Source organism: Methylosarcina fibrata AML-C10, from assembly GCF_000372865.1.
GTDB lineage: Bacteria > Pseudomonadota > Gammaproteobacteria > Methylococcales > Methylomonadaceae > Methylosarcina > Methylosarcina fibrata.
Window position 1 is genome coordinate 1,875,643 of the sequence record NZ_KB889965.1, and the last position, 14,920, is coordinate 1,890,562.

The window sequence follows — 14,920 nt, forward strand, 5'->3', positions numbered from 1 at the left end:
AGTGACTACCTGCGACTCTTTTTATCATTTTTGTTTTCCGAGCAGATTTCCGTAGCATTAGTTAGATGGCCGCTACTCTGAGATTAACGCACCAGTATGGCAATGAGGTAGCTAAGGTACAATGCTCCATTAATGCCGAACTGCCAGACCTGTAAATAACCGCGCCGGATCGCCAACCTGAGCCAAAGCGCGGCAGCAAAAGTCACCAGTACACCTGTAAGTACTTCTACACGTAATGCCGTCCACGGGGTGAGCAATATCCCGATGGAAGGCAGGATCGTTCCCTGGAATACCATCGCACCGGTAATATTGCCGAAAGCCAGGGTATCTTTGCGTCGGCGGATCCATAGGATGCTATTAATCTTTTCCGGGAGTTCGGTCGCAATGGGAATGATGAGCAAAGACATCAACAGCACCGAGATCCCAAGGTCCCGTGACACATGTTCCACGGCGTGGACAAAGCCTTTGGCACCTAATACCACCAACCCCAACCCAAGTACAAGCTGGGATAGGATTACAACCATGTAGTTAGGTAGTCCCAGGTAACATGAATACAGGCGGGAGTCTGCATGCGTGCCGCGTCCATCTTCGACCAATTGGGCCGACTTGCCTATGGTAAGCAGCATATAGATAAAGTAAGTCAACACCAATGCGGCGACGAGCGCTACATGGATCGCCAGGAAATACCGGGGATTATGGGGAACAATCAATGCGATAGCGGCAATGCCGTAGGCCAGCAGGAAACAATCGAGATCGCGCGTAAGTCCCGATAGCTCCGGGGTGAGTTGCCCTTTGAATCCACGTTGTCTCAATACCGAGAAAGCCATCAAGCTGAGGGACAAGGTTGACAACATGAGCGGGGCGCCAAGAATTACACCAACGCCAATTTCCTCATTGACATTAACGCGCTCTGTGCCGGCGAAAACCGCAATAAGGGGCACCATACTTTCGGGCAGAGCGGTTCCCACTGCCGCCAGCAGCGATCCAGTCACGCCTTCAGAGATATGAAGCCGAGTCCCAAGATGTTCTAGCGCATTGGTAAAAATCTCGGCGGCAATGAGAATAACGAGCAACATCGCCACTAACAGTATGGCCATCATTTTGAGTTCCTATTCGCTTACCGAAAGGCGTCTGATGTCTTTATGCCAACGCCAAATCACATAAAGCGCCGGGATGACCAGCAACGTCAATAGCATGGCCGAACCGATGCCGCCGATCATAGGTGCCGCGATTCGCTTCATCACGTCGGCACCGGTGCCGGTGGCAACCATAACCGGAAACAACCCGACGATATTGGCCAGACCTGTCATCATGACCGGCCTGATGCGCTCCATCGCGCCAGCTTGTACGGCTTCCAGTAAATCGGTTAGCGAATGCAACTGTCCGGCTTCCTGGCGTCTCCGGACGGCTTCATCCAAGTAGGACAGCATCACGGCGCTGGTTTCGGCGGCGACCCCCGCCAGCGCGATTAAACCCACCCAAACGGCGATACTCATGTTGTATCCTAAACCATACAGCGCCCATACGCCCCCGACCAGAGCCAGCGGCACACCCAGCATCACCATCAGCGTTTCGGCGACGGAACGGAATGTGAAGTAATACAAGACGAAGATGATCGCGAGGGTTAGCGGCACAAATATCTTGAGGCGCTCTTGCACCCGCTCCATGAATTCGTATTGTCCCGACCAGGTCAATGTGTAGCCTGCCGGCAACTCGATTTTTTCCTTCACGATACGCTTCAAATCCTCTACATAACCGCCGACATCCCGCCCGGCCATGTCTACGTAGACGTAACCGGACAGCATGCCGTCCTCGTCCCGTATCATCGCCGGGCCGCTGACCATGCGTAGCTCCGCGAGCTGAGTGATGGGCACCTGTGCACCATTCGGAGTGCTCACCAACACTCGTCCCAGTTTGGACAAGTCGTCGCGTAGTTCACGCAAATAACGCACATTGACGGGATAGCGCTCGCGTCCCTCAATGGTGGTGGTAATGCTTTCCCCGCCAATGGCCGACTCGATGATCTTGCTGACATCCATCACCGTGAAGCCATAACGGGCGATCTCATCGCGCTTGATGACGAAGTCGAGAAAATAGCCGCCCGAAACCCGTTCCGCGTAAACGCTGCGAGTGCCGGGAACCTCTTTGGCAATCATCTCTATGGCCTTACCGATCTCCTCGATTTTTTTGAGGTCTGGCCCGAATATCTTGATGCCTACTGGCGTGCGCACGCCAGTGGTGAGCATGTCGATGCGCGCCTTGATTGGCATGGACCAGGTATTGGTCACGCCTGGAAACTGCAAGGCACGATCCATCTCGGCGATCAGGTCTTCGTAACCCAGGCCCTCTCGCCATTGCCCCTTGGATTTGAGTTCCACCACGACTTCCATCATGCTGAAAGGGGCCGGATCGGTGGAGGTTTCAGCGCGGCCGGACTTGCCGAATACATGCTCGACTTCTGGAAACGCCTTAAGTTTCCTATCCATTTGTTGCAAGAGCTTCCCCGCTTCGGTGACTGAGATACCCGGCAGCGTGGTGGGCATATATAGAATGGTACCTTCATACATCGGTGGCATGAATTCCGAACCCATGCGCTGATACGGCAACGCGATGCTGGCGATAAGCAAGATAGCCATGGCGACAAGAATTGTTCGGTAGCGCAGCGCGAGCCTGAGAACAGGCGCGTAAGCCCACTGCAGCAAGCGACTGATCGGGTTGCGCTGCTCCGGGATGATTTTCCCTCTGATAAAAAGGGACAGCAAGGCCGGGATCAGGGTGACCGCGATTACTGCGCTCATGGCGATGGACAGGTTTTTGGTCAATGCCAACGGTTTGAACAAGCGGCCTTCCTGACCCTCCAGGGTGAAGACCGGCATGAAGGCGACGGCGATCACCAGCAGCGAGGCGAAAATAGGAGGGCCCACTTCCTTGGCGGAATTGATGAGCACACGGTTGCGGTCGCCCACGCGGCCGCCGCGCTCCCATTCCTCCAGGCGACGGTGAGCATTGTCGACCATCACGATGGAGGCGTCCACCATGTCGCCGACGGCAACGATGATGCCGCCGATGGACATGATATTCATGCCGACCCCAAGGAAATACATCGGAATAAAAGCGATCAGGATGGCGATGGGCAAGGTGATGATGGGAATCAGGGCGGAGCGGAAATGCAGCAGGAAGACGATGATCAAGACGCTGACCGTGATCAACTCCTCTATCAGGTTTTCATTGGCGGTGGAAACAGCCTCCTTGATCAAGTCACTGCGGTCGTAGGCAGTGACGATTTTGACCCCTGTGGGAAGAGACGGCTCGATCTCCTTGAGTTTGGCTTTGACGCGATCAATCACCTCCGTGGCATCCTGGCCGTAGCGCATGATAACGACGCCGCCCACCGCCTCGCCTTGGCCGTTAAGCTCGACCAACCCTCGCCGCATGTCCGGCCCCAGGCTGACCGTGGCGACCTCGCGCAGCAGGATCGGCGTGCCGCTCGGGCTGGCGCCGACCGCGATCTGCTCGACATCGGCGGTCGATTTGATATAACCTCGCCCCCGGATCATGTATTCGATGCCGGAAAACTCGACGACCCGGCCGCCGACATCAAGGTTGCTCATGCGCACCTTCTCGATGATCTCGTTCAGGTTAAGCCGATAGGCCAGCACTTTGGTGGGATCGAGATTGATCTGATACTGGCGCACGAAACCTCCCACGCTGGCAACTTCGGCCACGCCGTCCACGGCGCGGAGCCAGTAGCGCAAATACCAGTCCTGGAACGAGCGCAGCGACGCGAGATCTTGTTGCCCGGTTTCATCGACCAGCGCGTATTGAAACACCCAGCCCACCGCCGTGGCGTCCGGCCCAAGCTGCGGTGTCACGCCTTCCGGCAGGCGCCCCGAGAGCTGGTTGAGGTATTCCAGCACCCGCGAGCGCGCCCAATAAATATCGGTGCCGTCCTTGAAGAGGACATAGACGTAGGAGTAGCCGAAATCCGAAAATCCCCGTACGACCGTCACATTGGGTGCGGACAGAAGCGCCGTGATGATGGGATAGGTGATCTGGTCTTCCACCAGATCGGGGGATCGCCCCATCCAGGTCGTATATACAATCACCTGAGTGTCGGACAAATCCGGCAGGGCGTCTAGTGGGGTGTTTTTCATCGCCCACAAGCCGCCCGCGGAAAGTGCGAAAACCAGCAAGAATACGATGATGCGGTTTTTAGCGCAAAATTCGATGATGTTCTCGACCATGCAATTCTCTATGCTGACATTGAAAAATTCCCACCCTGATAGCCTGGCTTTTTCTTCTGATAAGGAAGAATGTTGGACTGCATAAAACTTGAACGTAAACTCAGTATGATGCCTTCACTTCCCACAAGGCTGCCATTACCCCATTAGAAGCTGAACGCCCAAGTGGGGCGATAAAGGATTCCATCCGCTTTTCTCAACAAATTTTTGGAACTAAAACTGCCGGATTATTTCAGTTTCTCGATCCGTTGCAGAGCTGCCACGCCGAATGCACTATCGGGTTCCTTTTGACAGATACGTTCCAATGTATCCAAACTTTTGTCATTCAATAACGCGATCGCCTGCAGACGCACGGAGGGATAATGTGCCCTGAGCGCCGCCAGTTCCCGGAGATAGGCATTGGATTCGTTTAGTAACCGGAGCAGGATTCTTTCAGGGTTGCCGGTGAAGAGATCACGGACCAGATTATCATAGTGCTCTTGTTCCCGAAGGACGTCTCGGGGATCGGCTCTAGGCGGTTCGGTGGGGTCGTGGCAGCAGGAACTCATGGTATTACTCCTTTTGTGGTTGTCATGAATCAGGTTACAGTCAAACTTTGATAAATTGTGAAAAATTCAGCCTTTCATGCCCGCCATGCCACCGACTTTTTTTGGCACGGAATTCGATAATATCCTCGACCATAAATTCCCCTATATCTCGTCCTTGAAGCCCTTCCGAAAGGCATAAAGAGAAGATGAAGTTTTCGGGTTCTCACGCTCCGTGAGAAAACAGAAAAGGTTAAACTTAACATATCAGGCCGGTACCCGAATCTCTTCCAATGCAGCAATCATGACGCCGATTGCGGATATTAAAAGAAGCAACACCAGACAAGAGGCTACGACAATATCAGGCCACCCTGTACCTGTGTACCAAACCGCTCCGGAGGCGATAAATACAGACAAATTCGAGGCAATGTCGTTACGAGAGCATTCCCACACCGAACTCATATTGATATCTTCATGGCGGTGGCGCCATAAAAGAAAAAGGCAAAGGGAGTTGGCGGCGAGACCCAGTAGACTGAACACGCTCATCACCTCAAAGAGAGGGAGGGTTGGCGTAAGCAGTTTAAACACAACTTGAGCCGCTACAGCATAAGCAGCTAGAAAAATGAGGGCGCCTTTAAATAAGGCCACTCTGGCCTTGAAGACAGCGCCTCTGGAAACTGCGTACAGGCTGATGCCGTAGGTCAATGCGTCTCCGAGATTATCAAGACTGTCGGACAGGAGGGCGGATGACTTGCCATAAAACGCAGCGGCAACAATCACAATAAACATTAAAACATTGATGCCGAGTACAGCCCATAACGTGCCGCGCTGCCGTTTTTGCAGCCGTTCCAAAGCACAATTCTGATTGCAACAGCCAGCCATGATGATCCCCCCTCTTATGCTTCAAAAATCAATGCTTCATGCCCGGCATGCCGCCGACCGCAGCCTTTAGCTGGCTCTCGGAGTCGAGCAGAAAGTTGGCCGAGGTGACGATGTGTTCGCCTTCCTTCAAGCCTTCGACGATTTCCACCCAATCACCGCCACGCAGTCCAATTTTGACGTTACGCCATTCCAATCTGCCGCCGCCATGATGGATGAAGATGATTTGCCGCTCGCCCGATTCCAGCACCGCATCCTTGGAAACCGCCAGCCGCGTCCCGAGCGGCACCGCAAGTTCGACATTCGCATACATACCGGGCTTCAATAACTCCTTCGGGTTGTCCAGTTCGAAACGGACTTTAGCGGTACGCGTTTCGGGGTCGACGGTCGGATAGATAAAGGCGATACGGCCGGTAAATACCGTTTGCGGGGCGTAAGACAAGCTCACCTGTGCGGTTTGTCCGGCTTGGATCAACGGCAGTTCGTATTCGTAGATATCGGCGATGACCCAGATTTTCGACAGATCGGCGATCGTATAGAGCACTTCACCCGGCATCACGCGCATTCCGGCCAAAGCGGTTTTCTCGATTACCGTACCGTTCAGCGGCGCATGGAAGGGCAGGGTCTTCAATACCTTGCCGGTTCGTTCCAGATCCTTAATGTGATAATCGGCGATATCCCATAATTGCAGGCGGCGGCGCGATACCTCGAGAATATTGCGCGCCCCTTCCGCAACTTCTGGAAAGTCGCTGGTTCCCAAGGTCTTCGCGGCGCGCACGGCCAGCAAGTATTCTTCCTGAGTGGCAACCAGATCGGGGCTGTACAGCGTGAACAGCAGCTGGCCTTTTTTGACTTTCTGACCGGTCGTATTCACGTACAGCTGATCGATCCAGCCTTCCAGCTTGATGTTGACGCGCGCTAACCGGCGTTCATCGGTTTCGACGCGGCCCACGGTGCGAATGGTTTTGTTGACTTCCCGTCGCGTCGCTTCTTCGAATTTGACGCCAATCGATTGCAGACGCTCGTTGCTGATGGTCATTGTGTTGGGAATCTTACCGGTCGCCGCCGCCGAGTGCGCAGCATGATCCTGGTTTTCGGCAGCCGCGCAACGAATTGACAATAACCCTATGAGGAGCAAACCTCTTGTGGAAGTGACTAAATTTATCATGGCTGTTCTCCAATGATCGCTTCGAGTCTCGCCAGCGCCTTCTCATGCTCGACCATTTCGCCATGCCGTTCGATTTCGTTTTCCTGCAAGGTCAACAAACTGTTCAGCAAGGTTAGAAAATCGACTTTGCCGACCGCATAGCCGGCCTGCGCCGAGGCCAAGGTCAATCGCGCCTGCGGGATAATTGCTTCACCGAGGATTTTGACCAGTTGTTCGGCCCGTTCGGACTGGACGACATTGTCCTTGATCCGAAACAACAGTTCCTGCCGGATCGATTGCAGATCCTCGACGGCGACTTCTCGTCCGGCTTGCGCCTCGCGCACCGCCTGACTTTGCTTGGTTTGAAAGTACAAAGGCACCTCGACGCTCAGCATCACCTGGTAGCCGTTTTTGCCCATCGGCTCTTCACGGAGCCCTGCAGCACCAAGCTCGAAATTCGGGTAATAGTCGCGCTTGGCCAACTCGACCGCCTTGCCACCACGCTCTACGCTTTTCGCACGCTGCAGCAACAGCGGAGCCGACTGATCCAGCAGCGAGTTCAGCCCTTCCAGCTTATGCTTCAATGGCGTCATCTGAATAGCCTCGGGGGATCCTAAAGGATCGGCCGGCGGACGATTCAACAGCCGGTTAATGTCCGCATGCAGGGATTGTTTCTTTTGCGCCAGCGTCGCTAGACGGGCCAGCAGCCGGGAAATTTCCGCCTGCGCCCGAAAAATGTCCTGTTGTGCGCTCTGGCCGACGCCGTAGCGGGCTTCAGCAGTCGCTTCGAATTGGACCAAAACCCGGCGTGTGTTCTCCAAGATCGCTTCAGACTCATGGATGAAGTGCAGATCGTAATAGCTCTGTTTCAGCGCGGCGATCACCTGCAGCGCGGTTGCCAGATAATCCTGTTCGATGATATCGGCCTCGCTCGCCGCGACTTCACCGCGCAGGCGCAGCTTCCCCGGAAACGGCAAGGCCTGGCTGAAACCGTAACTCGTTTCACGAGCGCTCAACTCGCGATAACCTAAGTTGATTTTTGGGTCGGGTAAAGTTTGCACCTGCGGAATCCTGGCCTTCGCGGCTTCCCAGCGTCGTTCAGCCGCCTTGATGTCAGGGTTTTGATCTAACGTCTCCTGGATCAGTTGCGTTAATGGTAACACCCCTTCGACTTTGTTTTCAGCAGCGAGAGCCCAAGCAGGCACAAACAGGCAGGCCCATAGCAAGGCAGATTTCATGAGGAGCACAAAATAATTAATGATTGTCTGTTTTCTCTTCATCCACTACTTCTCGCTATCGCAGCTAAAAATCCTCTGAATGACTGGATATTCCCTTTTACTTCCGCCATACGATTGAATCGACAGACTTTGCAGTAATCGACCCTGCTAAAACACTATGCACATCAACCCAAAGGTGGGGTAATCCTAGCTCCTCCAACCAATCAGGTCCTTGGAGTTCCTTAAGCCGGGCTATTGTAGATGCGCTGCCAGCCACGACACAAAATTCACCCACTACGCTCACTGCCGTAAGATAGCGCACCGGCCAGCCTGTCTTGGGGTTTAATACATGTCCGTAGCGCACACCATTGACCAGAATGCAACGCTCATAATCTCCACTGCTTGCTAGAGCGCCTTTATACAGCCACAAGGTACCCAGCAATGCCTCGCGGCTGCGCGGATGCCGTATGCCTATCCTCCAGGGACGGCCATCAACACGGGGGCCGATCACTTTAATGTCTCCGCCAAGATTAACCATGCCATGCCTTATCCCTAGTCCGTAACACAAGGACGCTGCTCGATCCACGGCATATTCCTTGACGATGCCGCCAAAATCAATTTCCATGCCCGGCACGGAAAAAGTCAGCACAGGCCTTTTCCAGATCACCTTATGCCAGCCAACTTTGTCCAACAGTTTATCAATCAACGATTGTTCGGGCAGAATGTTTTGGTCGAAGTTCCAGGCATGCCGCAAAATGCTGGCGGTGATGTCAAACAGGCCACCACTCTGCTCATAGCAAGTGACCGCATAATCCAGCAAGCAGGCAGTTTCGTCATCCACGCCGATACTGCCGCCAATGGCCGCCACCCGATTGATTTCAGACAAAAAACTGTCAGTCTCGTAACGCGAATATAGTGATTCCAGTCTTTGCACATCAGCAATGACGGCATCCGCAGCCTGTCTGGCTTTCGCTTCGTCACGGGCAAACAGTTGTATATCGCACGGAGTGCCCATGGCTTTGAACTCACGGCGATAGTACGTTAGATTTTTCATTATTGCGATCTGCACTTTCCGGCAAACGGCAAAACCCTTGTGCCGGCAAATCCAGGGCACTGTTGAATTTGCTGGATAAGTTTTGAAAGGCAATGAGTCCGGTGAGTTCGACTATTTCATCTTCGTTAAAGTATTCATAGAGGCGCTGAGTCAAATTCTCGTCAACCTGCCGATCGGTATACGTCACCGCCTCGACATATTCCAGAATAACCCTTTCTTGGTTATCAAACAACTCGCTTTCTTGCCATCGTTCAAGGGCTTCCACCTTGTTCATGGAGCCGGTTCTTTGTGCTAACACGGCAGAGTTAATATCAATGCAAAAACGGCACTCGTTTATTTGCGATACTCTCACCGTAATCAAGGATCGGATGACCGGATCGATAGGGCTGCTTTTCCTATCCAGCACTCCATAGAGTACCGCTATCGCGGCAAACAACCTGGGAACTCTGGCCCAAATCAATGCCGGTTTAAGGATTTGTCCGTATTTTCTTTTTTGATTCCAGAAGAAGGGACGAAGGTACCATGGATAACTGTCAAGAGGTTTTTCTGTGACTCTCATAGCCTCACCGAAGCAGATAGTAAATTCCGGACTCATCCGAAGAAAGTACGGGCAATGACTGACGTTTAAGCCGTTTGCCCGCTCTGACTAAGGCTTCAGTCTGTAAAGTCGCATTGGGGAAAGGTATCATTCCCATCCCCTTGCTCGTACGAAACATTACATCTCCCGATGCAGTTTTGCCATTTCCAAGTTTTCTTCGGCAGCATTTTCATAAATATTAATTAACCTTCGGCAATGCGCCTTTAAATCTAGCGCCCGTTTACCGTAAAGATAACTTTTAGCTTCATATTGGCTAAGAAGTCTCTTATGCTCATCGACTTTAAGCTGCATTTCTTTTGCCACTTCTTCATAGTGTTCCGCCAGCGCCTCATGATCGGCTTTAGTTCCTGCGTTTCGCACGGCCACGCTCATGTCCATCGGATGCGGATTCCTCTCGGCGCAAGCAGCCAGCAATCCGAGAATAATGAACAGGGAAATTAATGATTTGGTTCTCATGGGCTTTCTCCAGAATAATTCAATAGTTAAAATGACATTTTTTTTCGGATTGTTAACGTATAGTTCAGTGTTCAGTTGATAATGACTCGCTACATCAACCGCCATTTAAATTTCGAATCGTGGAAAGAATGCCGGCACACGATCAGCATATTTTGAATATTTCTCCCCAAATTCAGTATAGGCTTCTCTCTCTTCGGTTCGGGCCAGTCGGACATACATGTAGAGCAAAATCGGAAACATCGCCACTGTCACGATGGTCGGCCATTGCAGCAGGAATCCGAACATGATCATCACGAACCCGGCGTACTGTGGATGCCGGATTTTTGCGTAGGGTCCGGTTGTGGCCAAGGTATGCTGGCGTTGCGCCCGGTACAGCACCCGCCATGCGCTGGATAACAGAAAGAATCCGGCAACGATCAGAACGCTGCTGATCAAGTGAAATGGTCCGAAGTGGGGGTTGCCGCGCCAGCCGAACAGGTCTTCCAGCAGATGGCCGGCATCATGTGAAAGCGGATCGATGCCGGGAATACGCTTGGTGAGCCAGCCGGAAAGCAGGTAAATGGTAAGCGGGAAGCCGTACATCTCGGTGAACAGTGCCACGATGAAGGCGGAGAATGCACCGAAAGAGCGCCAGTCGCGCTTGCTTTGCGGCTTGGCGAAGCTGAAGGCGAAGATGATGAATACCAGCGAATTGATGATGACCAGCGACCAGAGCCCATAGGACGGTGACGGAGCATTCATTTTTTGTCCCCATCGGTTTTGTGGTGGTTGTGGGCATGTTGTCCATGGCCGCCGTGACCGTGATGCATGAACAAATGCATCAGCGGGCAGGCCAGCAGGAACAGATACGGCAGGATGCCAAGCACATGGGCGCGATGCTCTGTGAACAGCAGGAATCCGGCAATTAAAAGAAACCCGTAAAACACCCACCTGCCCTTGGCGATGTGGTGCGTCTCGTGCTCATCGGTCATGATGCTCTCCTCTTTTGTCTGATTAATCAAAGGTAAACACTCGGCTTTTCTGGGGGACTCCAAGAGTTTGACAATTCCGGGAATCATCGTGGGTCTCCCAATTGAGAACCGCCTAAAGTTCAATAGATGAGGAAACTCACGATGAATTCACCAAAGGGTTTATATCATACAAAATGGGAATGTAAGGTCTGTAGTAAGGACGGGGCAATCAAACTTTTCATGGGGTTTCTCCTAGGGTTTAGTGTCTAGCAAAAACGCGGGTGCTGCCGTCCGCCTGGACAAGCAGGGTTTCATAGGGAACGGGCTTGGCGGTTTCCATGCCCGGAGAACCGGGTGGCATGGAGGGAACGGCCAAGCCGAGAGCTTGGGGTTTTTCCTTGAGCAGGCGCTGGATGTCGGCGGCGGGAACATGGCCTTCGATGACGTAGTCGCCGACCCTGGCGGTGTGGCAGGAACCCAGGCGATCGGGCATACCCAGTTTTTTCCGCGCTGCCGGAACGTCGTTCACTTCGTGGGTGTTTACCTGAAAACCATTTTGTTGCAGGTGTTTGATCCATTTTCCGCAGCAACCGCACTGGGGACTCTTGAACACTTCCACTTGCGTCTCAGCTTGCGCCCAAGCGGCGCCGGTGCTAACGAGGAAGACTAACAGCAGGGAGCGAAAGTGTGGTTTCAGAACTGATTTCATGACTGATTCGCAATTAATTTGAACGCGTCCAGTTTAATCAGTTGTTCCTTACGGGAGGCTGACCGGAATATTACATTTGCGTTATCTTCCGGGACTTGGTTTGTGCTTAGAAAGGCTAAACAACTGATAATGTCAAATCGGCCAGAGCCTACAGTATTCTATACAAGGCCTTTTAAGCCTCACAAAAAAACAAGCCAAACTTCGCATCCATTTTTTCCCCCAACGATAGAATATATGCCCCGGGACGTTACGTCGCATTTAACTACAGGATGTTCTCAATTAGAATTTAAAAAACGGCTCAGTCTGGTGTATGGTACTGGTATTTGTGCGTAAAAAAGATGATACGGGTGCTACTCAGGGACGATTAATGGGAAGGGATCAAGGAGCATTTACCTGGTAAAGCCAGTGATTGCGGTGTGAGACGGCTGCTGATAATCGATTATTTGTCGAAGCGGTACTCTGGATTGCCATAACCGGTTCACCGTGGCGAGATCTGCCGGCCTGCTTCGGACATTGGCATCGGGTTAATGTGCGCTATCACCGTTCGCGTGATAAAGGCACCTGGGCAAAACTCTTAGCCGCCGCCAGTGATGATCCAGACCTGGAGTATCTGATGGTAGACGGCCGCATCGTTCGCGTTCATCCACACGGCGCGGGAAAAAAAACAGCAGCACGAAGAAGCGATGGGCAAGTCCCGCGGCGGCTTGAGCACAAAAATTCATGCAACGGTGGATGCCTTGGGCAAGCCGGTTCGCTTATTGCTCACTTCCGGTGAGACTTCCGAATTCACCCAGGCGGAAGCGCTTATCAATGGGTTTGAGGCAAATTATGTGTTGGAGATAAAGGTTATGATTCCGATGCCTTTATTGCCGCGATTATCACCCAACAAGCACGGCCTGTTATTCCGCCGAAGGCATAGAAAAGCCCCGAGAGATGCAATAAGGCATTGTATAAAGAGCACATTCTGGTGGAACGCTGCTTTCTGAAATTGAAACATTTTCGCCGCATCGTCACGCGCTATGAGCAGCTGGCTATCACTTATCAATCGATTCTTAACTTGGTCGCCAGCATGATTTGGCTTAATTGAGAACGCCCTGTAGGTTAACTGTAACCGTGAAACGCGTTACGGCATCGTGTTGCAAATGCCGCAGAGCCGGATCCGTAGCCAGTCCTATAGTCGGATCGCCAGCAAATTCCGTGATAATAACAGCAACGGAACGATCATGCACTGATCGTCGGTCTACATATTAAAGAATCGATGAAAAGGATTTTTTCGTTTACGGAAAAATCCCGAATAACAAGCAGTGCAGCAAAAGCGCCAGCTGTCGGATGCCATGGAAAAGTTCAACAAAGGGCAATTACGCACCAAAACAAAGATTATTGCACCAACAATGTGCATAAAACCTGTTAAAAGCTCGGATAATATCCAAGTCTCAGAAAAATCATGTGTTTTTGTTATCGAATTACATCCCAGCAAGTATTATTTCATAGTTACTTCGCTCTGAATTGGTGCGCCCTTACGCCAAAAAGCGCACCAAGACTCTTAACATTATTACTGCGCCATTGTCCGATGCAACTCGGCCATCGCGTGGTTCTCGGTTACGGCGTTCTGATAGACGCCTATCAAAGTTTGACAGTGTTGTTCAAAAATTGGTGCTTGTCTGCCATACAAATAACTTTTCGCCTGATATTGTTCGAGAAGCTTTTTGTGTTCCTCAACTTTGGCCTGCATTTCGTTCGCTGTTGCATCATAATGCTCAGCCAGCGCCTCATGATCGGCCTTGGTTCCCGCGTTTCGCACGGCCACGCTCATATCCATCGGATGCGATTTTATCTCGCTACAGGCTACTAACACTCCGAACAATAATACTAGAACAATGAATAGTTTATTTTTCATCACCATACTCCAAACCAGTTGACAGAAATTTGTATATAACGGGCAAACATAGAGCAATATCTATACCATCTTGCCAGTTACTTAACAGGGAACGACACTGAAAGTTGAAAAAGAATACGGCATTATAGCGATGCTCATGCTAATCACAATGTAAAGTCTGTTGGCATTTGTCTGTAAATTTTGGAATTAAGTATGCTATCTGGGTGGTTCTAGACACATCAGTCCTCTGAGTTTGAAAATGATAAAATATCTATACGATGCCCTGCATATGCATGTTAGGGGGACATTGACTAATTTGACCGATAATATTTACTTGTTTTCAGAGGCCCTTCTTTTTGTTAAAGGCTGTGTAACATAATTTATCACGGAGATTATAAAAATTAGACCAATTTTCGGAGAAAAGTAGTCAGTAGAAAGTACTGTGGGCGTTTTATGATTATTGTTATCAATACCGATTTTTTGAGCAATTTCTGATTCTTAAATATCCAAGATTTTTTTAAAATGAAGCAATGTTGCAAAGTCACAAAAACCTGAAAAATAGTGTAAAAACAATAGCCTACATTCATTCTGTATTGCCACTCCTGTGCTCGATTGGACTGACAAATCAAGTAATCACATTAGTAAACAATGGCTTATAAAAATAAAATTTTCACTTGTGCAAAATTTGAGCACCATTATGATGGTTAGCAAATCGATGATCGACAAAAAGCCGGGGAAACAAAACTTCGACCGCATCGCTTGTAAAACGAAGCGACACGGGTCCTTTAAGGGTGGCCGACGCTAAAATCCCGTCGTTAACCAAATCCGAAAGTATCATCCTGGCGCTACACTTCTTTAAGCCTGTGATTCTGCCGGCTTCTCCGCGCGGGCATCTCGCCCATGATCAGAACTCTTTCCAGAATGAGAAAGGCTTCCGGTTTCATTTCCGAATGTGCGCCCGAGCTTCGATTTGCAAATTACGCCGCGATTCGTCTTGTTCCAGGTCGTCCGCCCATGCCCGCTCAATATCCCTTGGCTTTGTATTGTGGCCCTCAATGAGGTTCGAGTAATAACAGTTCATCATCCGAACCAAATTAGCCAAGCTCGCAGCCGTGCGCGGATGCAATCTCGCTCCCAGCAGTTCGCTCAAAGACGTGAGTTCCGCTATACGGTCCGCAAGATCAAGCGGAATGTTTTCAAGCAGACAAGGTTCAATTCGATAGGGATTTTCAATGGGAGAGGGCATGCCGATCTTACAAAAACATAACT

13 protein-coding genes and 1 pseudogene are annotated in these 14,920 nt (G+C 51.2%); 1 reads left to right on the top strand and 13 read right to left on the bottom strand.

What is annotated here, in order from left to right; all coding sequences use genetic code 11:
• Nucleotides 1–83: 83 nt before the first annotated feature.
• The 12 genes from A3OW_RS0108855 to A3OW_RS0108915 all read right to left on the bottom strand — a co-directional run bounded on the left by A3OW_RS0108855 (nucleotide 84) and on the right by A3OW_RS0108915 (nucleotide 11,775).
• Nucleotides 84–1,100: a sodium:calcium antiporter gene (locus A3OW_RS0108855; protein WP_020563079.1), complete on the bottom strand. Its 1,017-nt coding sequence runs from the start codon at nucleotides 1,098–1,100 to the stop codon at nucleotides 84–86.
• A 9-nt stretch (nucleotides 1,101–1,109) separates the two neighbouring features.
• The gene (locus A3OW_RS0108860) at nucleotides 1,110–4,244 is read right to left on the bottom strand and encodes an efflux RND transporter permease subunit (protein ID WP_020563080.1); all 3,135 of its coding nucleotides are present in this window, start codon (nucleotides 4,242–4,244) and stop codon (nucleotides 1,110–1,112) included.
• 224 nt (nucleotides 4,245–4,468) lie between these two features.
• Nucleotides 4,469–4,789: a hypothetical protein gene (locus tag A3OW_RS0108865; protein ID WP_020563081.1), complete on the bottom strand. Its 321-nt coding sequence runs from the start codon at nucleotides 4,787–4,789 to the stop codon at nucleotides 4,469–4,471.
• A 243-nt stretch (nucleotides 4,790–5,032) separates the two neighbouring features.
• A complete protein-coding gene (locus A3OW_RS0108875; RefSeq protein ID WP_020563083.1) occupies nucleotides 5,033–5,617 on the bottom strand; it encodes a cation transporter in 585 nt (194 codons plus the stop codon).
• Nucleotides 5,618–5,675: 58 nt separating this feature from the next.
• Nucleotides 5,676–6,812: an efflux RND transporter periplasmic adaptor subunit gene (locus A3OW_RS0108880; RefSeq protein WP_026223442.1), complete on the bottom strand. Its 1,137-nt coding sequence runs from the start codon at nucleotides 6,810–6,812 to the stop codon at nucleotides 5,676–5,678.
• Nucleotides 6,809–8,029, bottom strand: coding sequence for a TolC family protein (locus A3OW_RS0108885; RefSeq protein ID WP_157385853.1), 1,221 nt, complete (start codon nucleotides 8,027–8,029; stop codon nucleotides 6,809–6,811). Before A3OW_RS0108885 ends, A3OW_RS0108880 begins: the two co-directional genes overlap by 4 nt.
• A 97-nt stretch (nucleotides 8,030–8,126) precedes the next feature.
• Complete coding sequence (locus A3OW_RS0108890) at nucleotides 8,127–9,062, bottom strand: FAD:protein FMN transferase (protein WP_020563086.1); 936 nt, start codon at nucleotides 9,060–9,062, stop codon at nucleotides 8,127–8,129.
• On the bottom strand, nucleotides 9,034–9,621 hold the full coding sequence (locus A3OW_RS0108895) for a carboxymuconolactone decarboxylase family protein (RefSeq protein ID WP_020563087.1): 588 nt from the start codon (nucleotides 9,619–9,621) through the stop codon (nucleotides 9,034–9,036). The genes A3OW_RS0108890 and A3OW_RS0108895 overlap by 29 nt, the downstream gene beginning before the upstream one ends.
• A 156-nt stretch (nucleotides 9,622–9,777) precedes the next feature.
• Complete coding sequence (locus A3OW_RS0108900; RefSeq protein ID WP_020563088.1) at nucleotides 9,778–10,221, bottom strand: hypothetical protein; 444 nt, start codon at nucleotides 10,219–10,221, stop codon at nucleotides 9,778–9,780.
• Complete coding sequence (locus tag A3OW_RS0108905; RefSeq protein WP_020563089.1) at nucleotides 10,222–10,857, bottom strand: methyltransferase family protein; 636 nt, start codon at nucleotides 10,855–10,857, stop codon at nucleotides 10,222–10,224.
• Nucleotides 10,854–11,087, bottom strand: a complete 234-nt coding sequence (locus A3OW_RS0108910) for a DUF2933 domain-containing protein (RefSeq protein WP_026223444.1) — start codon at nucleotides 11,085–11,087, stop codon at nucleotides 10,854–10,856. The genes A3OW_RS0108905 and A3OW_RS0108910 overlap by 4 nt, the downstream gene beginning before the upstream one ends.
• A gap of 238 nt (nucleotides 11,088–11,325) precedes the next feature.
• Nucleotides 11,326–11,775, bottom strand: a complete 450-nt coding sequence (locus A3OW_RS0108915) for a DUF411 domain-containing protein (protein WP_026223445.1) — start codon at nucleotides 11,773–11,775, stop codon at nucleotides 11,326–11,328.
• Nucleotides 11,776–12,152: 377 nt separating this feature from the next.
• On the opposite strand from A3OW_RS0108915, the pseudogene A3OW_RS27025 reads away from it, so the two are divergent.
• Nucleotides 12,153–12,862, top strand: a pseudogene (locus tag A3OW_RS27025) (IS5 family transposase).
• 465 nt (nucleotides 12,863–13,327) lie between these two features.
• On the opposite strand, the gene A3OW_RS0108925 reads toward A3OW_RS27025, so the two are convergent.
• On the bottom strand, nucleotides 13,328–13,672 hold the full coding sequence (locus tag A3OW_RS0108925; RefSeq protein ID WP_026223446.1) for a hypothetical protein: 345 nt from the start codon (nucleotides 13,670–13,672) through the stop codon (nucleotides 13,328–13,330).
• Nucleotides 13,673–14,920: the final 1,248 nt, after the last annotated feature.

What these genes read in the sequence shown, in the direction of transcription:
- A3OW_RS0108855 (WP_020563079.1), bottom strand. Translation starts at nt 1,100, where the DNA reads ATGATGGCCATACTGTTAGTGGCGATGTTGCTCGTTATTCTCATTGCC.
- A3OW_RS0108860 (WP_020563080.1), bottom strand. Translation starts at nt 4,244, where the DNA reads ATGGTCGAGAACATCATCGAATTTTGCGCTAAAAACCGCATCATCGTA.
- A3OW_RS0108865 (WP_020563081.1), bottom strand. Translation starts at nt 4,789, where the DNA reads ATGAGTTCCTGCTGCCACGACCCCACCGAACCGCCTAGAGCCGATCCC.
- A3OW_RS0108880 (WP_026223442.1), bottom strand. Translation starts at nt 6,812, where the DNA reads ATGATAAATTTAGTCACTTCCACAAGAGGTTTGCTCCTCATAGGGTTA.
- A3OW_RS0108885 (WP_157385853.1), bottom strand. Translation starts at nt 8,029, where the DNA reads ATGAAATCTGCCTTGCTATGGGCCTGCCTGTTTGTGCCTGCTTGGGCT.
- A3OW_RS0108890 (WP_020563086.1), bottom strand. Translation starts at nt 9,062, where the DNA reads ATGAAAAATCTAACGTACTATCGCCGTGAGTTCAAAGCCATGGGCACT.
- A3OW_RS0108895 (WP_020563087.1), bottom strand. Translation starts at nt 9,621, where the DNA reads ATGAGAGTCACAGAAAAACCTCTTGACAGTTATCCATGGTACCTTCGT.
- A3OW_RS0108900 (WP_020563088.1), bottom strand. Translation starts at nt 10,221, where the DNA reads ATGGCGGTTGATGTAGCGAGTCATTATCAACTGAACACTGAACTATAC.
- A3OW_RS0108905 (WP_020563089.1), bottom strand. Translation starts at nt 10,857, where the DNA reads ATGAATGCTCCGTCACCGTCCTATGGGCTCTGGTCGCTGGTCATCATC.
- A3OW_RS0108910 (WP_026223444.1), bottom strand. Translation starts at nt 11,087, where the DNA reads ATGACCGATGAGCACGAGACGCACCACATCGCCAAGGGCAGGTGGGTG.
- A3OW_RS0108915 (WP_026223445.1), bottom strand. Translation starts at nt 11,775, where the DNA reads ATGAAATCAGTTCTGAAACCACACTTTCGCTCCCTGCTGTTAGTCTTC.
- A3OW_RS0108925 (WP_026223446.1), bottom strand. Translation starts at nt 13,672, where the DNA reads ATGAAAAATAAACTATTCATTGTTCTAGTATTATTGTTCGGAGTGTTA.